The 23,547-nt window shown below is 35.6% G+C and carries 20 protein-coding genes; 17 read left to right on the top strand and 3 right to left on the bottom strand.

Annotated features, from left to right (window positions below):
• Window positions 1–208: 208 nt before the first annotated feature.
• The 5 genes from AC2JF9_RS04900 to AC2JF9_RS04880 all read left to right on the top strand — a co-directional run bounded on the left by AC2JF9_RS04900 (window position 209) and on the right by AC2JF9_RS04880 (window position 5,725).
• Entirely contained in the window at window positions 209–1,039 is an 831-nt protein-coding gene (locus AC2JF9_RS04900; RefSeq protein WP_500725676.1) for an ABC transporter permease, read from the top strand.
• Complete coding sequence (locus AC2JF9_RS04895; RefSeq protein WP_500725675.1) at window positions 1,032–1,820, top strand: ABC transporter permease; 789 nt, start codon at window positions 1,032–1,034, stop codon at window positions 1,818–1,820. The genes AC2JF9_RS04900 and AC2JF9_RS04895 overlap by 8 nt, the downstream gene beginning before the upstream one ends.
• A 12-nt stretch (window positions 1,821–1,832) precedes the next feature.
• Window positions 1,833–2,876 (top strand): ABC transporter ATP-binding protein, encoded by a 1,044-nt coding sequence (locus AC2JF9_RS04890; RefSeq protein ID WP_500725674.1) that lies wholly within the window; start codon window positions 1,833–1,835, stop codon window positions 2,874–2,876.
• A gap of 28 nt (window positions 2,877–2,904) precedes the next feature.
• Window positions 2,905–3,960: an ABC transporter substrate-binding protein gene (locus tag AC2JF9_RS04885; RefSeq protein WP_500725673.1), complete on the top strand. Its 1,056-nt coding sequence runs from the start codon at window positions 2,905–2,907 to the stop codon at window positions 3,958–3,960.
• A gap of 61 nt (window positions 3,961–4,021) precedes the next feature.
• Window positions 4,022–5,725, top strand: a complete 1,704-nt coding sequence (locus AC2JF9_RS04880) for an adenine deaminase C-terminal domain-containing protein (RefSeq protein WP_500725672.1) — start codon at window positions 4,022–4,024, stop codon at window positions 5,723–5,725.
• A gap of 19 nt (window positions 5,726–5,744) precedes the next feature.
• Here AC2JF9_RS04880 and AC2JF9_RS04875 read toward each other — a convergent pair whose 3' ends face one another.
• The gene (locus AC2JF9_RS04875) at window positions 5,745–6,662 is read right to left on the bottom strand and encodes a LysR family transcriptional regulator (protein ID WP_500725671.1); all 918 of its coding nucleotides are present in this window, start codon (window positions 6,660–6,662) and stop codon (window positions 5,745–5,747) included.
• A 134-nt stretch (window positions 6,663–6,796) separates the two neighbouring features.
• Between AC2JF9_RS04875 and AC2JF9_RS04870 the strand changes: the two genes are divergently transcribed.
• From AC2JF9_RS04870 to AC2JF9_RS04860, 3 genes are read left to right on the top strand one after another with little or no spacing between them, the layout of a single operon-like run.
• Window positions 6,797–8,050, top strand: a complete 1,254-nt coding sequence (locus AC2JF9_RS04870) for an MFS transporter (RefSeq protein WP_500725670.1) — start codon at window positions 6,797–6,799, stop codon at window positions 8,048–8,050.
• A gap of 14 nt (window positions 8,051–8,064) precedes the next feature.
• Window positions 8,065–9,546, top strand: a complete 1,482-nt coding sequence (locus tag AC2JF9_RS04865; protein WP_500725669.1) for an FAD-dependent oxidoreductase — start codon at window positions 8,065–8,067, stop codon at window positions 9,544–9,546.
• 13 nt (window positions 9,547–9,559) lie between these two features.
• Window positions 9,560–10,810, top strand: a complete 1,251-nt coding sequence (locus tag AC2JF9_RS04860; protein ID WP_500725668.1) for an MFS transporter — start codon at window positions 9,560–9,562, stop codon at window positions 10,808–10,810.
• A gap of 59 nt (window positions 10,811–10,869) precedes the next feature.
• Here the strand turns inward: AC2JF9_RS04860 and vprA are convergent, their stop codons facing one another.
• A complete protein-coding gene (gene vprA / locus AC2JF9_RS04855) occupies window positions 10,870–12,309 on the bottom strand; it encodes a vinyl phenol reductase (RefSeq protein WP_500725667.1) in 1,440 nt (479 codons plus the stop codon).
• A gap of 117 nt (window positions 12,310–12,426) precedes the next feature.
• Here vprA and AC2JF9_RS04850 point away from each other — a divergent pair, with 117 nt between their 5' ends.
• The 8 genes from AC2JF9_RS04850 to scrK all read left to right on the top strand — a co-directional run bounded on the left by AC2JF9_RS04850 (window position 12,427) and on the right by scrK (window position 20,938).
• Complete coding sequence (locus AC2JF9_RS04850; RefSeq protein ID WP_500725666.1) at window positions 12,427–13,341, top strand: LysR family transcriptional regulator; 915 nt, start codon at window positions 12,427–12,429, stop codon at window positions 13,339–13,341.
• A gap of 90 nt (window positions 13,342–13,431) precedes the next feature.
• Window positions 13,432–16,155: a sigma 54-interacting transcriptional regulator gene (locus AC2JF9_RS04845; RefSeq protein ID WP_500725665.1), complete on the top strand. Its 2,724-nt coding sequence runs from the start codon at window positions 13,432–13,434 to the stop codon at window positions 16,153–16,155.
• A gap of 176 nt (window positions 16,156–16,331) precedes the next feature.
• Entirely contained in the window at window positions 16,332–16,826 is a 495-nt protein-coding gene (locus AC2JF9_RS04840) for a PTS sugar transporter subunit IIB (protein ID WP_500725664.1), read from the top strand.
• Between the two features lies 1 nt (window position 16,827).
• The gene (locus tag AC2JF9_RS04835) at window positions 16,828–17,616 is read left to right on the top strand and encodes a PTS mannose/fructose/sorbose/N-acetylgalactosamine transporter subunit IIC (RefSeq protein ID WP_500725663.1); all 789 of its coding nucleotides are present in this window, start codon (window positions 16,828–16,830) and stop codon (window positions 17,614–17,616) included.
• Window positions 17,609–18,436 carry a PTS system mannose/fructose/sorbose family transporter subunit IID gene (locus AC2JF9_RS04830; protein ID WP_500725662.1) on the top strand — a complete coding sequence of 276 codons (828 nt, stop codon included), beginning with the start codon at window positions 17,609–17,611 and terminating at the stop codon, window positions 18,434–18,436. The genes AC2JF9_RS04835 and AC2JF9_RS04830 overlap by 8 nt, the downstream gene beginning before the upstream one ends.
• A 9-nt stretch (window positions 18,437–18,445) precedes the next feature.
• Window positions 18,446–18,850, top strand: a complete 405-nt coding sequence (locus AC2JF9_RS04825) for a PTS sugar transporter subunit IIA (RefSeq protein ID WP_500725661.1) — start codon at window positions 18,446–18,448, stop codon at window positions 18,848–18,850.
• A gap of 9 nt (window positions 18,851–18,859) precedes the next feature.
• Complete coding sequence (locus tag AC2JF9_RS04820; RefSeq protein ID WP_500725660.1) at window positions 18,860–19,984, top strand: glycoside hydrolase family 172 protein; 1,125 nt, start codon at window positions 18,860–18,862, stop codon at window positions 19,982–19,984.
• 75 nt (window positions 19,985–20,059) lie between these two features.
• Window positions 20,060–20,938, top strand: coding sequence for a fructokinase ScrK (gene scrK, locus AC2JF9_RS04815; RefSeq protein WP_500725659.1), 879 nt, complete (start codon window positions 20,060–20,062; stop codon window positions 20,936–20,938).
• Between the two features lie 132 nt (window positions 20,939–21,070).
• Here scrK and AC2JF9_RS04810 read toward each other — a convergent pair whose 3' ends face one another.
• Window positions 21,071–22,063 carry a GMP reductase gene (locus tag AC2JF9_RS04810; protein WP_500725658.1) on the bottom strand — a complete coding sequence of 331 codons (993 nt, stop codon included), beginning with the start codon at window positions 22,061–22,063 and terminating at the stop codon, window positions 21,071–21,073.
• 193 nt (window positions 22,064–22,256) lie between these two features.
• On the opposite strand from AC2JF9_RS04810, the gene AC2JF9_RS04805 reads away from it, so the two are divergent.
• Window positions 22,257–23,546, top strand: coding sequence for an adenylosuccinate synthase (locus AC2JF9_RS04805; protein ID WP_500725657.1), 1,290 nt, complete (start codon window positions 22,257–22,259; stop codon window positions 23,544–23,546).
• Window position 23,547 lies beyond the last annotated feature (1 nt).

Below are 23,547 nucleotides of genomic sequence, written 5' to 3'. Positions count from 1 at the left end.
TCTCTTAGGAAAAAAGTTTAATAAAATCATGATGTGTAATTAGCTAAATGTTCGGTTTTTATTAATTAGAAGTGTATTATTTTTATTTTTTTGAAAAATTAACATAAAAAATAAAAACATTTTACAAAAATAATTACAATTATATTCGTCTTAACTATTGACAGATGATTAGAAGACCGGTAACCTATATTATATTGGGGGGTTATATATGAACAGAAAATCAGCGTTTTGGTTAATCTTACCGGCTTTTTTGGGAGTTTTAGTATTTACTTTTTTTCCAATCATTGAAATCGCAATTCCCACCTTTAAAAATCGTGAGGGGTTTTTTGCTCTGTATATTCAATTTCTTAGCAGTGCTTTTAATTGGGAAGTAATTAGAAGAACTTTTTTAATCGCAGTTATCACTGTTATTGTTGTTTTGATTTTAGGTTTACCAATTTCACTTTGGATTGGCAGGCAAAACGCAAATATACGGCAAATTTTAAGTCTATTAGTCCTTTTTCCGATGTTGACTAATGCCGTAGTTAGAAACTTTGCCTGGATTATTATTTTAGGTCACGATGGGATTGTAAACAAAATATTAATGACACTTCATATTATTGAGTCACCCCTAAGTATCCTTTATTCTAGTGCTGCAATTATTATAGGTTCAGTATATTTATTCTTACCAATTATGATTAATTCGTTAGTTGGCAGCATTTCGGAGTTAAATATAGAAATCGAAGAAGCAGCAGCGATTCTGGGCTCTAATCCTTGGCATACACTATTCAAAGTGATTATTCCTCAATTAGCAACAGCTATTTTAACTGGTTGTATTTTGGTTTTTGCTGGCACAATGACTGCTTATACCACACCACAGATTCTTGGAGGCAACAGACAGCTAGTAATGCCAACTTTGTTATATCAACAAGCGATGACTTTAGGCAATTGGCAAAATGCTAGTGTAATTGCCTTAATCTTAATTTTAATTTCTACTTTATCGATGTGGGTAATGAGGCGAATAGGTTACTATCTTGATCGGAGACCAAACCATGCTTGACCGCAAAAACAGAGCTTTGACAATTATTTCAATTGTCATTTTGGCACTAATAATGTTCCCACTGGTTTTGGTTGTGATAACTTCTTTCAACAGTCAAAGCTCAATTTCGTTTCCGATTAACGGTTTTACTTTTTCTTGGTATGCCAATATATTTCAGCAGCCGGACTTCGTAGCCGGTTTTGAGTCAAGCTTAATTGTAGCTTTGATTGCCAGTACTCTGGCTCTGCTCATAGGTATCCCTGCGGTTTATGCTTTAACTCGCTATAACATTCATCATGCGTCATGGTTTCAATCGTTTTTTCTCAGTCCCACATTAATTCCAGAAATTGTAATTGGCTTTGCACTCTACCAAGCAACAGTTATTGCACTAAGATTTCCTGTTTTTATAAGCTTAATCATTGGCCACTTTTTAGTGTGCTTGCCATATGTCATTCGTCTGATTACGGCTAGTATGTTGTTGATGGATCCTCATGTTGAAGAAGCAGGATGGATGTGCGGCTGCTCTCAGAAAAAAAGTTTTTTCTTGGTAGTTTTACCAAACATTAAGGCAAGCATTATTGCTGCATTCATGATGTGCTTTATCAATTCATTTAATAATTTACCTATTTCTTTGTTCATGAATGGGCCATCGCTTACGATGTTGCCGCCGGCAATTTTGAATTATTTGCAAAACAACTACGATCCAACCGTATCAGCCATTTCTGTAGTTTTAATGGTTTTTACTGCTCTTATGATGTTTTTAGTTGAGAAAGCAATTGGCATTAAGAATATTACTAGATAGGGGGGCATTACAGTGGCAGATTTAGAAGTAAAAAATTTAGCGAAATCATATGATGGTAAAACTAAAGTCCTACAGGATATCTCTTTTTCAGTTGAAAACGGCGAACTCGTTTCAATTCTTGGACCCTCAGGTTGCGGTAAAACCACTACATTAAGAATTATTGCTGGCTTAATTCCAGAAACGTCGGGTCAGGTATTGGTTGATGGTAAGGACATTACAAAAGTTCCCGTGTATAAAAGAAATTTTGGAATGGTTTTTCAAAGTTATGCACTTTTTCCGCACTTAAGCGTTTTTGAAAACGTAGCTTTTGGCTTAAAAATGCACAAGCTGCCAAAAAAAGTGATTAAAGAAAAAGTGGATGCTATGTTGAAAATGACCGGTTTAAGTGAACTAGCAAAGAAGTTTCCTGATGAACTTTCAGGAGGACAGCAGCAAAGAGTTTCATTGGCTAGAGCGTTGGTTACTAATCCAGAACTGCTACTGATGGATGAGCCATTGAGTAATCTGGATGCTAAGTTACGCTTGAAGATGCGTGAAGAAATTATGCAACTTCAAAAGAAAATGAAAATGACAGTACTATTTGTTACACACGATCAGCAAGAATGTTTTGCTATTTCTGATAAAGTTATAATTATGAAAGAAGGACATATTGAACAATTCGATCAACCACAAAATATTTTTCACCATCCGCGTACCGAGTATGTCGCTCGTTTTATTGGTTACGATAACTTCATCACTGTAAATGCTGACAACTACCAAGATGAGTATCACATTAAAGTCGGGGCAACGGTATTAACTACTGCTGAGACAAATAAGAACGCTAAAGTACTAACAATACGTCCTGAGAATATTGTTTTGGACTCAGACAGTCCACATGGGAATACCATTATTGGTTCAATTACTAGTCGCGAATATTTGGGTCAGAGCTTTAAATATACAGTTCAATCAGCCATTGGAGAGTTTCAGGTTGAAGAGGCACGACAAAAGATGCGCAGTTCAGGTGACGAAGTAACACTAACTTTTCCAACAAAGCATCTTCATCCATTACTAAAATAGTTTAAAATTTAATAAGAAAGGTGTAATCATGAAATTCAAAAAAATATGTACATTGGCCACTAGTATAGTTGTTGCAGGTGTTGCCATTGCCACGTCTGCATGTTCTTCAAATACAAGCAATAGCGGAAAATTAGTAGTTTCAACTTTCGGCTTATCAACCAAGCAAATACGCTCGGATGTCCTTGATCCCTTTGCTAAAAAAAATAATGTTAAAATCACTACACAGTTTGGTGACAGTTCAACACGTTTGACGCAAATTGAACATAACCCAAATTCATCAGTTGATGTTATTGACTTAGCACAAAATAATGCTGTTACAGGTGCTAAAAAGCAGCTATTTAAGAAATTAGATTTTTCTAAGCTTAAAAACTTTAAGTATTTATCAAGTGATCAACAGAAATTAGCTAAAGATACTAATACGGTTCCATATACAGTTAATAGTTTAGGCATTATATATAATCCTAAGAAAGTTCATATTAAAGACTGGGACGATTTATGGGCAAAAAATCTAAAAGGAAAAATAGCAATCCCGGACTTTGCCACTACTTTTGGTCCAGCTATGCTTTATATTGCTGGTAATCATGCTAAAACAGCTGTTCCAAGTGATGATGGTAAAGCTGCTTTTAAGGCTATTAAGGAACTAAAGCCAAATGTTGTTAAAACTTATACTCAAAGTTCTGACTTAAGTAATATGTTCAAAACTGGTGAAATTAGTGTTGCTGTAGTTGGTGATTATGCAGTTGGGATGCTACAGGCTACCAATCCAACGCTAAAATACATGGTTCCAGCTTCGGGGACCTATGCTAACTACGATAACATGGGTATTCTGAAGAACAGTAAGAATGTTGATGAAGCATATAAATTGATTGACTTCCGTTTAAGTAAAGCTATTCAAAAAAAAGTCGCCAATACAAAATCCCTTAACAATGCTCCAGTGAATTCTCAGGTTAAATTATCGTCAACTGATGCAGTTAATAAAACGTATGGTGCAATCGCTAAACGTGCCAAGACTATTGATTTTTACTATGTAAATAGTCACATGTCTTCATGGATTAATCAGTGGAATAAGATTATGAATCACTAGTTTTTTAAAAAATACTAAAAGAGTTGGAAATATTCCAACTCTTTATTTATAGGAGATAAAAATGACTAAAGTTGACCTTTTGATTGAAAATGCTCATGTCTTCAATGTGTTCTTGCGTGAATTTGTGGACACTAAAGTCACAGTAAAAGACGGAAAATTTTATTGGATTGATAACAAGCTATCTGGAATCGAAGCTAAAAAGACCATCGATTTAAATGGAAAATATTTAATTCCTGGTTTCATCGATGCGCATATGCACATCGATTCTTCGATGACTACGCCTGCAATCATGGGAGAAACTATTTTAAAATATGGTACCACCACAGTAATTGCTGATGACCATGAAATAGCCAATACTGCTGGTATTACTGGTCTTAAAGATTTCATCAATGAACCATCACCAATTGATATTTTTTTTGGCATCCCTTCATCAGTGCCGTCAACTAATTCGAGAATGGAAACGACAGGCGGGCAAATTGGTGTCCAAGAAGTTCGCGAACTGCTTAAGGATCCTCGTTTCATATGTCTTGGAGAAGTGATGAATTTCAAAGGAATGACGGCTAAAGGCGATACTATAATCAAAGACATTATTAAAACTTGCCATAGTCAAAATCCAACTATGCCACTTGAAGGACATGTACCTGCATATGCTAGCGAAGATTTAGCCCAAGTTTTGTTTGCTGGAATTACCACAGATCATACTCAGCAAACAGCAGCACTAGTTAAAGAAAAAGTGGCAAATGGTATGTTTGTTGAAGTGCAGCTTAAATCAATGCATCAGGAAGTAATTGATACGATTATTAAGCATAAGTACTTTGAGCATATAGCCTTGGTAACTGATGATACAATGCCTGACACGTTGCTTCACGGTCACTTGAACTTTTTGGTAAAAAAAGCAATTGAAATGGGTATGACTCCAGAAGAAGCAATTTATATTTCTACTTATACACCAGCTCGACATATGGGATTGTGGGATCGTGGTGCTATTGCTCCTGGTCGAGTAGCTGACTTTATTGTTTTAAGCGATCCTAGAGACTTATCAATAGAAGCTGTTTACAAAAATGGTATTAATGCTCAAAATATTGTAGTTAAACATGATTACGACTTTTTACCAATCTTACGTCATTCAGTTAATGCTCCAAAGTTAACGGAAAAAGATTTCATTGTTAAAACGGATTTTATTGCTAACGGGCAAATAATGGCAAATGTAATACAGATAAACCCAATTGGAACTTTTACCACACATATTCAAGTAAAACTGGACGTTAAGAACTATATGGTTCAGTGGCAAAAAGCTAGCCTATCATTAATTCTTGTGCAAGATAGGTACAGCAGCAAAAGTGGACGTTATAGCATTGGACTCGTTTCTCGAGGGATATTAAAAGACGGTGCGATCGGAACAACATATGCTCATGATCATCATAATTTGATGGTAATGGGAACTAACATCAAGGCTATGCTTAAAATACAGCATCAACTGGTTGACGAGCAAGGCGGCTATATTGCTGCTAAAGGTGAGCGGATAGTAGCTAATGCCCCGTTACCAATCGGAGGAGTAGTAAGCGATCAACCTATGTCAATTTTAGGTAAAAGAATAGGTAAAGTCCGTGCTACTATGCAGGACTTAGGATATCAAAACACAAATGAAATCATGTCGTTTTCTACTTTATCATTACTTGCGTCTCCATTTATTAAAATATCTGACAAAGGACTATTCGACGTAAAGAGCCAGACTAAAATTCCGCTATTTGAAAAAATTGGCTGAGCCTTTCGAAAAGCCCTAATTAATCAATCCAATTTTTCTTTTCTTCCAATTCTGCATTTTTAAGTGCAGTAAAAATCGGTTTGAAATAGTCCTTTTTTTCGTAGCCTTTGCGATAAGCAATCCCATTTTCAAATGATATTTTGTAATTTAACAAAACAAAATTTAGATTTTCATTTACCTTGTCATAGAGAATGCTCGGAACAATACCTAAGCATTGATTACTTGCACAAAAAATTTCCAAAACAACCTCATCACTAATGTTTTTGAAATTAAACTCTGGATATTTAAGCGATAATTCAAATTTAAAGTGGTTAATCAAGGGAAGGGGAGGGACAGAATTCCAAATATAAACGTTTTGCTTAAACAAATCTTTGATCGTAACAGATTTTTTCTTACTCAAGGGGTTGTTTTTCGGAGTAATAACTGAAAGTCCTGTTGAAAAAACGGGTTCAAAAGTGATTTCTTTTTTGTCAATAAAAAAATCTTTTTGGTACAACACGAAGTCATATCTACCTTGAATTAAAGACGTAGAAATTCCATTACCATCATTAGGATCAAAAATTTCTAAATTTATTCTTGACTGTAACTTTTTATCAAGGTTTTGAATAAACTTGGATAAAAATTCTATTTCAAATAAAGAACCTGTAAATGCGATTGTAATGGGCTCAAACGCTCTTAAGTTACTATTTTTGATGTCAGTGACTGTATCGTCGATATCCTTATAAATTCTTTTTGCTTTAACGTAAAAAAACTCACCGCTAGTAGTCAGTTCAATTCCACGCCGTCCCGGTTTAATTAACTTAGTCCCTAAAAAAGATTCCAGTTTATGGATGTTCTTAGAAACAGTTGAGGGTGAGACAAATAATTGGTTGGCGGTTTCGGTAATATTTTTGGTTCTCACTAATGATAAAAAGTATTTTATTTGATTAGTATTCATCTATTTCACCTAAAAACAATAGACAGCTTTTCCGATTTGGCAAAGCTGTTTTCTTTTATATCTGCTGAAAGTGCTTAACTCAATGCTACCATAAAATAAATATGATAAAAGAAATAAAAAAGGAGAAAGGATAAATGAGCAGAAAGCAAAAGATCTATCCGTGGATGATGATTGTTACCACAGGGCTATTATGTGGAGTTGTCGCTGGTGTTTTCACACAAGTAATGGGACTATTTTTGACACCATTGGCTAACTCGATTGGCGGCGGTAAATTAGGTTCAGTATCTTATTATTACACTGTCTTGATTTTAGCTACAGCTGTTGGTACAACTTTGGTGGGAAGATTTATTCATAAAGTCAATGTCTCACTAATTCTCTTAGGCTCAATTATAGTCGCAGCAGTTTCCACTTGGCTATTTTCAATGGCAAATAGTGTTGTTGCGTTTTACATTTTAGCTGGTATTGTTGGCATTTGTTGTGGATTTAGTGGGTATGTTGTCCAAGGAGTTGTAATTAATAATTGGTTTGTTGAGCGAAAAAACTTTGCTTTTACTGCTGGTGCATTCTTTAACACAATCTTTCTTGCTGTTATAACACCAGTAGCGTCGCAAATTATTCAAAGTAATGGGTGGCGCAGAGCGTTTATAATTCTAGCAATAATCATGCTAGTCATTGGTATTCCTTGTTCAATAGTTACAAAAGTTGATCCTATAAAAATTGGGCTTTTGCCTTACGGAGTATCTTCACAAAACGAACTAGATCAAGTCAATGCCGAAGATGATGAGGAAACTAGAAGTGGATTAAGTACAAGCAAAGTGATTCTCTCATTATCCTTTGTCCTTGTGTTAATTTTCTTCTGTTTCAATGAATTCGCTGGTAATATGACGTCACTTTGGCCTTCATTTGCTGAAGGTGTGGGATTTGGCGCCAATACTGGAGGAATGATTGCAACAATTATTACTGTTGCAGATTTGATAATGACTCCGTTGTTTGGTCTTACAAGTGACCGATATGGCGGTAGAAAAACGTTACCTTGGTGGCTGCTTCTTACAATTTTGGCACCAATATTAATGATTATAGCAAATCAAACTAGACTTGTTCCATTAGCCTTGGTAGCAGCAGTACCTGCAGATGCAATTTCCGTTGTTATGGGCTCAGGAGAACAAGTCTTTGCGAAAGACATTTTAGGCAAAAACTTTGATGCGGGATATTCTTATGCTAGTTCTATTACTTATGTTGTAAGTGCATTTGCTACACCAGTTTTAAGTAACATTGCGGATTCAACACATAACTGGAATATTGTAGTTGGAATTGTAGCAATATGTGAGTTTATTGTTTTGTTAGCCGTTATTTTTGGTGAAAATAGAGCACGAAAGTTAACAGATTAGGAGAAAAAAGACTTATGGATAAAAATGAATATGATGTAATTGTTGTTGGTGCAAGTAATTCAGGTGGAATGGCAGCCTGTGGGGCTGCAGAAAAAGGCGCTAAAGTTTTAGTTATTGACAAAATGAAAAGTACTAACTTTTTGTATCGCTTGTCTCTTGCAGCTGTCGGCACTAAAGCACAGAAAAAAGCTGGAATCGAAATCGACAAATATAAGTTAATCAACTATTTATGTGCTTTTGCTCAAGACAATGTTGATCAAAAACTACTTTGGACATGGGTTAACAACAGCGCTTCGACAGTTGACTGGCTTGAAGACAATGTACTAAAACCACACGGCGCACATCTTTATCCTGAAAAAGATGCTCATTATGAATCACTAATTAATACTGCTTTTCCAACTGAGCATGATGTTACTAATGACAAAAATGAAGATGTCTTCTATGGCAATTGGGTTGTTGAAAAGGCAAAAGAGTTGGGTGCAGAATTCTTGTGGCAAACCAAATTAGAACATTTAATTACGGAAAATGGTGTTGTCACGGGCATTGTTACAAAAAACATGGAAACTTCGGAAGTGAGGGAATTTAAGGCTAAAAAAGGCGTTATTATTTGTTCAGGTGGCTATGGTTCTAATGAAGCATTAATGCAAAAATGGAATCCACTTGGATTAAAGAAGAACGTTTATTCTGATAGCCCTCGTGATGACGGTTCTGGTCAAGTTGCAGCTGTTGAAATTGGTGCTTGGCGTGATGAAGAACCTGCTGAAATTATTTTTGACCGGGGCTCTGTTCCAGTAGGCACTAATACAAATGAGTACTATGTTAAGTCTTGGGAAGATATTGGTTACTTCTGGATGGGTAGCTATCCATTATTAAAGCTAAACTTGAATGGCGAACGGGTAGGAAACGAAAGTGCACCATACGAGTTTGATATGAACAGAGCTACTAAACAACCAGGCTATTTGCAGGTAGCAATTTGGAGCGACGCAACAATGAATAACTTGCAACAATTCCATACCCTTGGATGTGCAAGGCTAAACTGGCCAGGCTTCTATAATGAAGATGAAAACAAAGAGGAAATAAATAATAGAGTCAAGGAAGGCTTTATTCAGAAAGCAGATTCAATCGAAGAATTAGCCAAAAAGTTGAACTTACCGATTGAAAACGTTAAGAAAAGTATCGATACGTACAACAAAATGTGTGAGCAAGGTAAGGATACGCAGTTTGGCAAGGAAAGCTTTAGACTGCTGCCAATTACCGAAGGTTCCTTTTACGGAGCTGTTTATGGTGGACGCTTATTAGCAACACTTGATGGTTTACGGATTAATACAAAGATGCAAGTTATTAATACGCAAGGCCAAGTTATCCCTCATTTATACGCAGCAGGTAATGCCAGTGGAGGCTTTTTCTGGGGATCATATCCAGACCATGTTCCAGGTTTGACAGTTAGTCATGCTCAGACTTTTGGCAGATTAGCTGGTCAACAAGCAGCTTTGTAATTTTGATATATTAATGTTTATTAGAAAAAAGGCGAATAAAAAACAACAATTTTATCCATGGCTGATAATTATTGCTTCAGGGCTGTTAATGAGTTTGCTCGAGTATACTTACACACTTTTGTTTAGCTTATTTTTAAATCCTCTAGTTCAATCATTAAACAGTAAAATGTCAATTGTATCGATCTATTATACGCTAATTAGCTTTTCTATTGCTGCAATGTTGTCAGTGATTAACAAAATTATAAACCGGATCAGTTTGTGCAAGCTTACGCTTGTTTCAGTAATTTTAGGTACAATTAGTATTTGGACATTTTCAATGATTAATCATGTATGGGAATTGTATATTTTGGCAATAATTGTAGGAATATGTAGTTCGACTTGTGGAACTGTAGTTCAGGGTATTGTCCTTGATAATTGGTTTATAAAAAGAAAAAACTTTGCTTTTACAATGGGATCATTTATCTCAACAATTTATTTATTAATTATGACGCCAGTATTAACGCATTTAATCAGTTCGTTTGGTTGGCGGTATGCAATGCAGGTTTTGACATGGCTTACGATTATTTTGGGTGTACCGTGCGCTCTAATTATGAGAACTAAACCTGAAGATTTAGGAATAAAACCGTATGGATTTGAAGATAAAGCGATAAAAAGTGAAGTCTCTGATAAAAGTAATAGTTCTACTAGTTTAAAAAATGTAGTATTTTCGCAGCCTTTTATGGTTACACTAATTTTCTTTGTTGCAATAGCATTTGCTTCAAATATGAGTCAGCTTTTTCCAACATATGCAGTTGAAATAGGTTTTGGAGCCCAAGTTGGTGGTCTAATGGAAACGATCATGACAGGTGTTGATATTATTATTACACCGCTTTTCGCAATCTCTGCGGAGAAATTTGGTGGAAAAAAAGCATTACCAGTATGGACATTCCTTGGTTTATTAACTTTCCCTTTGCTGATTTTGGCAACGTTCAGACAGGAAGCGTCCTTGGCACTAATTAGTGCAATTGGTGCAGATATTTTAACGGATATCTATGGTCCAGGAGAGCAAATTTTTGCTAAAGATATTTTAGGCAAGCATTTTGCTATTGGATACTCTTACATCAACTCAATTACGTACTTGGTAGGGGCCTTTGCAATACCTATGATTAGTTTGATTTATGAGTACTTTTTAAATTGGAATGTTGTTTTTGCATTCGGCATTGCACTATTGACAATAATGCTATTGATGCTTGCTTTTGGCTATCGAAAAGTAAGCAGTGAATAATAAGAAAAGGATTGCTCTGCTTTTGCAGAGCAATCCTTTTATATGGTTTTACGATAAAACTACTTCGTAATATTGTCTATTGCATTTCTTGCTGAGTAAATGCAATAACCTGCATGAGTGCCGCTAACTTCAACGCCATAAGTATCACCATAAATAACACCTGAGCCATCGCTACCAATCGCATATAAATGCTTTATTGGTCGTCCAATTGTATCAATTACTTCATTATTAAGGTTAACTTTTAGACCATCGCCAGTAGTAAAAGCACCAACTTCCATTTCAAAAGCGTAAAATGGGCTCTTCTTTACAGGCAAAAGGTACTCCGCTTCTTTACCAAAGTCTATATCAAAGCCACTTGAAGCCAAATCATTATAGTGCTTGATACTTGAAACTAAATTAGGAGTATTAATTTTGGAGGCAAGCTCGACTAAAGTATCTGCTTTATTGATGAAGCTGAGATCTTTGTCTATTGCTTCTTGGATTTCCAGCTTTAAGTTTGGGTAATTTGGCAATTCATAGAAAGGATGGAGGTCAAGCGGGAATTCATTGTCAGTAAAGTCATCAATTGTCTTTTGATCAAGAATTGCGAAAACGCGGTCTTGGCGGAGCATAGAGTTGCCTTCATTTGCCCAATTTGTTACACAATCATATTCATTAACAAAGCGATCACCTAATTCGTTAACCCATAAAACTGGTTCATCACAAACTGCACTTCCAAGATTCCAATCTGACAGTTTATATGCTGGAATTTGGTTTGTTTTGTCGTAGATTTGGCCACCAAAGTTCATTGTCATACCAGTAAAGAACTTTCGCGCACCAACTGACCACGCCATTTGAAGGCCATCTCCAGTGTTTTTTCCAGAATTAACCGCAACGATTTTTTCGGGATTATATTTATGAGCGTTGGTCATTATTTCCTTGTTATTTAAATAGCCGCCGGATGCCAACACAACATTAGTAGCTTTGACAATTTTTTCTTCTTGTTTTGCAAGGTCAACTATCTTAAGTGAAAAATCTCCGGCTGATCTGATAGATAGCTCTTCAGCACGAGTTAACGTCTTGATTTCAACCCTTTTTTCCTTGATATAAGGTTCTAGCCCTTCATGAATTGCTTTGTCTCCATAGCCATCAAATAGGTGCCATGTTGCAAAACCTGTCCCCATATTGACAACACCACTAAATTTCACACCGTGATTTTGCATCCAAGTAATATTTTCAGCAGATTTTTGAATGTACTTTTTCCAGATCATACTGTTAGCTTCGTAATGGGAGTAATCAAGTTCAGCTTGTAAAATACTCTCAGGCTTAATGTTAATTCCAGCTACTTTTTGCATATCGGACTGTACTGCAAAAATTCCTTCTACATAATTCCCGGTGCCACCGGTTGTATGCCCTTTTTCAAGAAGAAGCGTTTTAAGACCTTTGTCGGCCGCTGCAGTAGCAGCAGTAACTCCTGATAGACCTCCACCAATAATTACAACATCATATCTATTATCCATATATAATAATTTCCTTCCATCCATTAATGGGTATAATACTAACACTAATGATATCTCTCCAAAGATGCATCGCCTTCTTCATAACGGAATATTCTATTACTAAAAGGAATAATAAAAATGAATTTCACTCAACTACGTTGCTTTATTTATGTGGCTGATAACTTGAGTTTTACGATTGCAGCCCAAAAGCTTAATTTCTCGCAACCAGCAGTTTCTAAAAATATTAATGAATTAGAAAAAGAACTAAAAACTAAACTACTTATTCGCAATCCTCACAAAATTGCCTTAACTGAGGATGGAAAATATTTTTATAACGTTGCATTAAGTATTCTAAAAGAAAAAGATTCCGCAATTGTAAGAATTAAAAGCGCACATCAAAAATCATCATTTAGAGATTTTAACGTTGGACTAGATTATTCTCCCTTTGAAAAACAGCTGATAACGACAGTATTGAAACAGTTTGAGCCTGGAAGTTTCAACTTTGTTGTTAATTATTTAGGCGATTACATTTCACAGCTGGCGGATGGAAAAATAGATGTTGCACTTGTCACTAATGATATCATCAAGGGTGATCCCGAGATTGAATTTGAAGAATTATTATCTGGAAAGTTTGTAATAATGTTTAATCAAAATTCGCCGTATAATTTTACTAATATGGTTCATTTAACAGAATTAAGCAATAGCAGAGTCTTTATTCCATTTACTGATCAATCATATCCATGTACCTTCAGGCTTAACCAAACTATTTATAGAAAGCTTGGAACTAAAAATGTTAAAGCAGTTGATAATTACTTCTTAATGTATAACTATGTGTTATCTGCTACATCCAATGTTGCTATTCTTCCTAACTTTATTGCTGACTGTTTTCCATCAGGAGTTTGTTATCGTAATTTAGCATATGATGATGATTTTTCATATGGTATTGCATTTTTAGCTAGAAGAAAAAGTGACAGGCTAATTAAACAAATCATTACTGCTTTTAAAAAGAGTTGCAGGTATTTGGAGAGTAATGTTGGCAGACGATCAGAATAGCAGGATTTACTTCAGAGAAATATTTTAACTTGAACAGTTTTTGTAAAACCGCTAACATAATCGTAAAGGTTATGCAATGAGGAATTTAGCATGAATGTGAAAGATAAACTATTATTATTAATAAAGAATAGCGAGCAATGCGAAGGCAATTACCTTTCAACCAACGAGTTAGCAAATAGATTAGATGTTAAACGTAATACGGTAAGCCATTACTTAAATCAGCTTGTAAAAGAAAAAAAGCTAATAAAAATAAATACCAGACCAGCTATTTTTATTGAAAAAAAACAAGCAGAAAAAACTTCAGGGCGCAAGTTGGATGACGAATATGAAAGCCTGCAAGATTTCCATAATACCTATAAGCAAGAAAACATTTTTACAAATGTAATTGGTAATGATAAATCACTTTATAGTCAAATTAAAAAACTGAAAGCAGCGGCATCATATCCTGGAAGTTTGCCAGTATTAATTAATGGACAAACAGGTACAGGAAAAAGTTATATTGCTAAAAAATATTTTGATTACTGTGTTTCAAAAGATTATATTCCACCTGAAGGCAAGTTTATTAGTTTTAACTGTGCTGAATATGCTGACAATCCTGAATTATTAACAAGTACTTTATTTGGCTATGTAAAAGGGGCATTTACTGGTGCAGACGATGATCATTCTGGACTTTTTGACGATGCAGATGGGGGGATGCTCTTTTTAGATGAAGTTCATAGGCTGGATCCGAAAGGGCAAGAAAGATTATTTTCTTATTTAGATACAGGGATGATTTCTCCCCTGGGTAATGCTGGCAAAAGTAAAAAAGTCAATGTTCGTTTAATTTGTGCTACAACTGAAGATGTGCAAAGCAGTTTTTTAGCAACTTTTATTCGAAGAATACCAGTTCAGATAACTATGCCGCCACTTAATGAGCGGACGATAAACGAAATTCGAGCATTTATTATTTACTTTTATATTCAACATGCAAAAAAAACAAACAAAAGCATCAAAATTAATAGTCAGGTTTTTTCAACTTTAGCTGGAACCTGTTTTAGTAACAATATTGGACAACTGAAAAATGATGTACTTCTTTCTGTTGCAAGTGCTTTAGAGAAGAGCTCACGCTCTACTGAAGTGAACATTAAGCTTGCGGATTTGCCACAAGACATTTTACTTTCAAGTGTTAATGAGGAAGAAATTTCATCGAGCGGAACAGCAGATTTAGTTATTAAGCCAAACAGCAGAATTGCTGACTTTTTAGAGAATAATCAACGCTCAAACTATATAAAAAAGACCATTCAAAAGATTTTTCTTCTTTATCGTCAAGAAGAATTTTCTTCCTTTAAAACTAAGGCATTTGAAACGATCAATTCATTATGCGATTATTTGATTTTTAAAAAAGATGATTTAAATATTGGTGAATTACCGCTTGAGTTAATCAAAAATATGCTTAATAAAAAAGTAGGCTATCTCCAAGATGATCTTCGTAATGATTTTAATGGAAACATCATTGTTGCAATTTCGTACTATTTTTATTTTCGCCAGGAAAATAATTGGGAAATGACTGTTGAAGAGAGTCAACTAGCTAATGAAGTCATCAGTAAAATAAATGAAACAATTTATGTTAAACCAGTAGTTCAACTGATATTAGACACAATAAATACCACCCTCAACTTGTATACTGATGAAATTGATCAACTGTTTTTAACGATTTATCTTGGAAGCGTTCAACGAGAGAAAAACTCCGATTTAATTCACTGTATTTTATTAGCTCATGGTTATTCAACCGCTAGTAGTATTGCCGATACAGTTAATAAAATAATAGGAGAGCCACTGCTTGATTCTTTTGATATGCCGATTGATATTAAACCAGAGAATATTGCTCAAAAGGTATCAAATTATATCCATATGCGTCATGTGAAAAATGGAATAATTTTAATGGCTGATATGGGATCACTTGAAAAAATCCCCGAATTACTTAAAGCGGAAATAAATTTTCCGATTGTCATTTTTAACAATGTTTCCACACAATTAGCTTTATTTGCAGCCGATTTTATAAAAAAAAGAAAACCAATTGAAACAATGGTTAGAAATATGGATAAGAGCATTCGTAATGATTATCGCATTATCTATCCAAAGATGATTAAACAGGACGCTATTATTGTTTGCTGCACGACAGGTGTGGGTACTGCAATTAAGATTAAGGATATGATAAAAGAGAGCCTGCCAAATAAAACGGAGGTTGATGTTAAAGCATATTCTTACGATTCTTTAAAAATTGAAGACCAAGAAAGTGCAATTAAACGTAAATACAATATATTAGCAATTATTGGAACAGCCAATCCAAAATATGAAGGCACTACTTTTATTTCTATAGATCAGCTAGTAAATGGTTCTAAGTTGAACGTTTTAAAAGAATCGCTAAAAGGAGATCTAAGCAACCAGGACTTATACCAATTCAACGACTCAATTCTTAAAAACTTTAGCATTGAACGCGTAATTAACTCACTAACCATATTGGATACTAAAGCAGTAATTAAAAATATTGGTTTTTGTATTGATAGACTTAATAAATATTTAGATACCAGACTATCAAATCAAACCGTGATGGCATTATATGTTCACATTAGTTGTATGATTGAGCGGATCATCCGTAATCAATCATTAGAAAACAGCCCTCAAAATTTTAAGAATAATTCAGAAGAACAAAGAGGCATGGGCTATATTCAAGCTTCGTTACAGCCGCTAGAAGAAATTTATAATATCAAGATACCTTTAACGGAAATACAGTATATTTACGAATTAGTCTTTAATATAGAAAATAAAGTTTGACAGTAAAGTCAAATAATTGACTTTACTGTCTAAATAATTAAATCAAGTGAACCAAAAATTGGAAAAGCAGTGGCTAACTAAGCTACTGCTTTTTTGACACTAATTTGGCACAAAAATTGCTATAAATAAATGTGAAAGCAATTAAATAGAATTAATATTCTGAGGGAGGAATAAAGATGAGTGTTGTATTAGCAAGAATCGATAATCGTTTACTGCATGGGATAATTGTGACCCAGTGGGCACCGCAATCCAGGTCAAACAGAGTAATGGTAATTGATGATGAAACTGCAAATAATGCTGTAAGTAAAGCAACTATGAAAATGGCGCGTCCTGCCGGAAATGCTATTTCCATCATCACTGAAGAGAAAGCAATAGCCAATTTTAAAAGTGGCAAATATAATCCTGAGCAGCTTCTTATTTTAGCTAAAGAGCCCAGAATTTTTTTAGACTTGGTTAACAACGGAGTTGAAATAAAAAAATTAATTATCGGCGGAACTACTGCAAGGGAGAATGGTATTGAAATCTCTAAGAGAGCATTCGCTGATACAGACGAAGTTGCAGACTATGAAGCACTGATCGATGCAGGCGTCGAATTGGTTTCACAATATGTCCCAGCAGATAAAGAAATTAATGTTACAAAAGATTTTTTAGAAGGAAAGGGGAATATATAAAATGAAATTTACTATATTACAAATCATTCTTTTGACACTTTTAGCGTTTATTAAACATATTGATTACTATGGTATTCCGATGTTATTTGTTAACTATCCTGTATTCTGGGGATTGTTCACTGGAATTATAATGGGTGATATTCAAACTGGGTTGCTAGTCGGAGGTACAGTTCAGCTGATGTCTCTTGGAGTTGCTGGATTTGGCGGCTCATCTGTTCCAGATTATGGAACAACAGCTATTATCGCAACAGCTTTCGGTGTTTCGATGGGAAAGAGCGCAGGATTAGCAATTGGCTTACCTGTTGGTATGCTTGGTGTTCAATTAGATGTTATTGTAAAAATCTTGAATGGCTTCGTTGCCAAAAGGGCTAAAAGCTATGCCGACGCTCGAGAATTTAAAAAAATGAACGCAGTAACTTGGCTTGGGCCGTTATTTTTTGGACTATCAGCAGCTATTCCAGTTTTCATTTCTGTGACTTTAGGTCAATCTGCAGTTAATTTTATTTTGCAAGTTATGCCGAAATGGTTTATGACTGGGCTAACAATAGCTGGAGAAATGTTGCCAGCGGTTGGTATCGCAATGTTGCTTAATTACATGCCAACTGGGAAACTAGTTAATTATTTGTTGATTGGCTTCTTTTTAGCAGCCTTTTTAAAAGTTCCAATTATGGGCGCTGCAATCATCGGTTTTGCAGCTGCATTTGCAACATACAAACAAGCTGAAAAAGATGGTCAAGCTAGAACAGCAGGTATAGCCGATGTAGCTTCTGGAATTGGAGAGGATGAATAAAATGAGTAAGAAAAACGAAAAAGACATTTATGGTTCAGTTGTAACAAAAAAAGACTTGCACAGGGCTAACTACCGCTGGTTAATGAGTGTTGAAACCTTTAACTATGAAACTCAGCAAGGTGCTTCAGTAGCCTATGCATTGTCTCCAATTTTGCGTAAAATATATAAGAATGATGATGATTATGTTGAAGCTCTAGACAATCACTTCCAATACTACAACACTCAACCGTGGCTTGCAGCTATTGTTTTAGGTGCCTGCGTAGCAATGGAAGAAAAACAAGGCCTAGCTGCTAAAAGTGCAATTAATGACTTTAAGGTTGGTACAATGGGTCCATTAGCTGGAATAGGTGACTCACTATTAATGACAATGATTCCAACTATTATGGGGTCGATTGCTGCATATATGGCGTTACAGAATAACCCATTTGGCATTTTACTCTGGGGAGTTTTGATTGCAGTTATCTTCTTTTTACGTATGCATTGTTTTGAGTTTGGTTATCGTCAAGGATCCAAAATTATTACTGAATATGGTGATAAGATTAATTATTTAACAGAAGCTGCTTCTGTACTTGGAATCACAGTTGTTGGATCGTTAATTGGCTCTGTTATTTCTGTAACTTCTCCATTAAAATTCCAATTTGGCAAGGTTTCAATGGAGATTCAACCTATGCTAGACAAAATTTTGCCGCAAATGATTCCGGCACTGTTGGTTTTACTTGCTTACCAGCTTTTAAAGTCAAAGAAAATGAGCATGACCTGGGTAATCTTACTATTTATTGTTATAGCAATGTTTGGAGCAGCCTTTGGTTTTTTGAAGTAAGGAATATCTATGAAAAAAATAATTGTTGTTACTCATTATACACTTGCACAGGGATATCAAGAAACTTTAGCTGGTTTAACTGGCGATAAAGAAATAGTGATTTCTGTTTGTGCGTATATGAATAATGAAGGGACAGAAGAATTGAAGGCAAAGATTGGTCGGATGCTTAACTCGAGTGATGAATTCTATTTATTAACCGATTTGGGTTTCGGAAGTGTTAACCAAGTTGTGAGTCAATTTTTGTCTGACAAGGTTCACGTGATCACGGGAGTCAATCTGCCCTTTACGCTTGAACTTGCTTTAGCAGTAAAAAATAATCAACCAATTGATGTTAATAAAATGGTTGAAGGAGCTAGACGACAATTATTTCAGGTATCAATAGCTGACTCAGTTACTGATGATGACGACGAATAGGTGGAGCTTATGAGCACTTTAGATGACGTACTACATTTTAAAAATGAGAAAAGCAGAACTATTTCCGGTGAGAATAAAACTGGTGCCCCTGGAAAGGCAGCGATGGCGACTGGCAAGTTAGGCCCTCAAAGAAAAGGGAGTGCTGATATTTCCTTAGAGAAAGGCGAAACTGTTACTATAGCTGATATCGATGGACCTGGAGCGATCCGGCACATATGGATCACTGTCACTGACAAAACAACTATGGGTAGTTTTGTTCTTAGAGACTTAGTTCTACGAATGTACTGGGACAATGAAGAAAGCCCTTCTGTTGAAGTTCCTCTAGGTGACTTTTTCTGTAATGGCTTTGCTACTCGTTGCTTAGTTAATTCGGCACCGATTGTTGTGAATCCAATTGGCGGAATGAATTCTTACTTTAAAATGCCGTTTAATAAGCATGCAAAAATCACTATCACTAATGAACATCCTGCTTTTATTAAGCACTTCTTTTATACAATAAACTATGTAGAAAAACCTGAAGTAGATTCTGAATTATTATATTTTCATGCTTTTTGGAACCGGGAGAATCCTGTCAAAAAAGGACAAGATTATACATTAATAGATGGAATTAAGGGTAAAGGCTACTATGTAGGTACTTATATGGCTCTTTGCGCTTTGCAAAGATATTGGTGGGGTGAAGGTGAATTCAAATTTTATATTGACAGTGATGATAACTATCCTACAGTAACTTCAACTGGTGCTGAAGATTACTTTGGTGGAGCTTGGGCATTTCAAAAGCAAGAGTATGGGCAGCTGCCTAAAACGTTTACCTATTCTACACTATATCAGGGATATCCTTTCCATGAAACACAAGACCATACTAGAGATATGTTTAGTGCTGGAAAGGCTGATCCTAATTCAGTTCATGCGTGTGGTAATGACGGATTACCTCAACACGGTTTGTATAGGTGGCACTTACCTGATCCAATTGCTTTTTCGGAGAGTTTAAAAGTAACATTTCAAGATATTGGCAATAACGACATTAGCTTATATGAAAGATCTGATGATGTTTCTACGGTTGCATATTGGTACCAAACGGAACCGCACGCTTCATTCAGCAGCTTTTTACCCAAACAAGATCGGGAGCCAAGGTAAGAAATCTAAAAGCACTGATATAATCATGAAAATGGCATCAGTGCTTTTTTATTTAGAAAATAATTAAGGAGAAAAATGTTATTAGGTTCAATTGAAGCAGGAGGCACTAAGTTTGTTTGTGCCGTTGGAAATGAAAATTATCAGGTTGAAGATCAAGTTACCTTTCCAACTACTAGTCCTGAAGAAACGATGAATAAAGCAGTGAATTATTTCAAAAAATTTAAAATTGATGCTATAAGTATTGCATCATTTGGACCAATTGAAATCAGAAAAACAGCGCTGGATTATGGTTATATTACGACCACGCCAAAGAAGGGATGGAAAAACACCAATATTATTGGAATGCTTAACAAGCAAATAAATGTACCAACCTTCTTTACTACTGACGTTAATAGTTCTGCTTATGGAGAATATATAATGTCAATTTTATCGAATTCAGATATTAGTTCACTCGTTTATTACACTATTGGAACTGGGGTTGGTGGTGGAGCTATTATTAATGGACAATTTGTTGGCTCGCTTGGGCACTCTGAAATGGGGCATGTTTTTATTAAACGTCATCCAAAAGATCTAGACTTTGCTGGTATTTGTCCATTCCATTCGGATTGTTTAGAGGGGTTGGTTTCAGGTCCAACATTTGAAGTCAGAACAGGCAAAAAAGGAGCAGATGTTCCTCTAACAGATTATGTTTGGAATATCATGAGTTACTATGTCGCACAAGCTGCGTTGCAGACTACCCTGATTCTACGACCAGACAAAATTGTTTTTGGTGGAGGTGTAACAAACGAAGTTTTTTTACAAAAAGTAAGAAAAGATTTTGCCAAATTACTTAACGGATATATTCAGGTGCCAGAACTGTCGAAGTATATCACAATGCCGGAAATTTCAGACAATGGTTCGGCTACAGTTGGCAATTTTGCTTTAGCAAAAAGAACTTTAAAAGTGCTTGATTAATTAAGAACATTTTTCTTTATCTAAAAAAGCGCACAAAAAATCTCAGTATTGCCTACCTAACAATACTGAGATAAGTACATTTTAACGGAAATACTATAGCAATGCTACAAAAACTTTTGCACTTGCTATTAACTACTTGTCGCCACTCATGATAGTGTTTTTAACAATAACATAATCGACAAGCTTAATTGAACTAAGGTCCTTCCCGCCAGCGTATGAAATAGATGACTGCAAATCTTCTTGCATTTCGGTCAAAGTATCCGCAATTGAGCCCCGGTAAGGAACTAACATTTGTTTACCTTCAACATTACGATATGCTCCTTTTTGCACTTCTGAAGCAGACCCCCAATATTGTTTGTATGTTTTGCCGTTGATTTTAATGACATTACCCGGAGACTCTTCATGACCAGCTAACATTGAGCCAATCATAATCATTGTTGCGCCAAAACGGACAGATTTTGCTATATCGCCGTTATAACGGATACCTCCGTCAGCAATAATTGGCTTACTAGCAACTTTACTACACATTCTGAGTGCAGAAAGTTGCCAGCCACCTGTACCAAATCCTGTTTTAAGTTTAGTAATGCAAGCACGACCAGGACCAACTCCGACTTTAGTTGCGTCAGCTCCGGCATTTTCTAATTCACGGACTGCTTCTGGGGTGGCAATATTACCAGCAGTTAAGAAAGTGTCAGGTAATTTTTCTTTAATATATTTAATCATGTTAATAACGTATACGGAATGCCCGTGGGCAACATCAATCGTGATGTACTCAGGAACGATATTTTCTTCAACTAGTTGATCAATAAAATTATACTCATCTTGCTTAATTCCAACTGAAATGGAAGCAAAGAGCCCTTTTTCATGCATCATTTTAATAAAACTGAAGCGCGTTTCTGGCTGGAAACGGTGCATTACATAGTAGTAATCGTTTTGAGCCAGCCAAATAGCTAAATCGTCATTAATTACACTTTCCATATTAGCTGGTACAACCGGAATTTTAAATGTTCGGTTTCCAAACTTAACCCTGACATCTGCGTCGTGTCGGCTCTTAATAATACCTTTGTTTGGCACAAGTTGAATGTCATCATAATCAAAGGCTTCCATACTAAAATAATTACTCATAAGTAAATCGGCTCCTATTTTGCTTTTTTAAAAACGAAGTAACTATATTAAAAAAAACAATTTTTGTCAACAAAAAATCGAACTATTAGTCGAATTATTGTAAAAATAATTCGCATTTAAATTTGACTACCAAGTAGTAAATTGATAGACTATTTACGTGATATTTGTAGATTTTATTTTGAGGTGAATAAATATGACAGCAGTTGCAGTTGTTGGAAGCCAGTGGGGCGATGAAGGAAAAGGTAAAATTACTGATTTCTTGAGTAAGGATGCTGCGTATGCGGTTCGCTCAAACGGCGGTAATAATGCTGGACATACGATTGAAATTGATAATCAAACTTTTAAGATGCGTTTAACGCCATCAGGTATTTTTGCGTCCAAAAAAGGTGCGGTAATTGGTAACGGTGTAGTAATTAATCCGCAAGTTTTATTAGGCGAACTAGAAAACTTAGAAGAAAATGGTATTGATACTAGCAATTTGAAAATTTCCAATCGTGCACACGTCATCATGCCGTATCATGTTAAGATGGATGAATATCAGGAAGAAGCAAAGGGCGCAAATAAGATTGGCACGACCAAAAACGGCATTGGACCAGCATACATGGACAAAGCTTCTAGGATTGGAATTAGAGTCTGCGATTTACTTGAAAAAGACACATTTACAGAAAAACTGCGTATCAACTTAAAAGAAAAAAATGAATTATTTACTAAAATCTACAAAAAACCGGCATTTGAATTTAGTGATGTCTTTGATAAATACTATGAATACGGTCAGAAAATGAAGAAGTATGTCGCAGATACTTCTGTACTAGTTAACGATGCTTTAGATCACGATGAAAAAGTTCTTTTTGAAGGTGCTCAAGGCACAATGCTAGATCTGGATGAAGGGACTTATCCATTTGTTACGTCTTCAAACTCAATTTCTGGAGGAATTACTAGCGGTGCAGGTGTTGGTGCTAATCGTTTGCATACAGTAATTGGTGTCTGTAAAGCGTACACTACGCGAGTTGGAGCTGGTCCTTTTCCAACCGAACTGCTTGATGATACTGGTGACCGTATTCGTGAAACTGCTCATGAATACGGAACAGTTACTGGTCGTCCGCGGCGAGTTGGTTGGTTTGATTCAGTTGCACTGCGTCATGCTAAACGAGTATCAGGGATTAATGGCCTGAGCCTTAACCTGCTTGATATTTTTAGCGGATTTGACTCTGTTAAAATTGCAACTGCATATGAATTAGACGGTAAAACAATTGATTATTATCCAGCAAGTTTAAAAGAACTAGAACGTTGCCACCCGATTTATGAAGAATTACCTGCTTGGAAAGAAGATATCACTAGAGCCAAAACCTGGGATGATCTTCCTGAAAATGCGCAAAAGTTTTTGAATCGTGTTTCCGAACTTGTTGGCATCCCACTAGTAACGGTTTCAGTTGGACCTGAACGTGATCAAACGATTGTTTTGCGTAACCCTTGGGAAATGTAAT

The organism is Lactobacillus sp. C449L (genome assembly GCF_059900815.1).
Note: the sequence above shows the minus strand (reverse complement) of the source record. Positions and strands in the feature narration are given on the sequence as shown.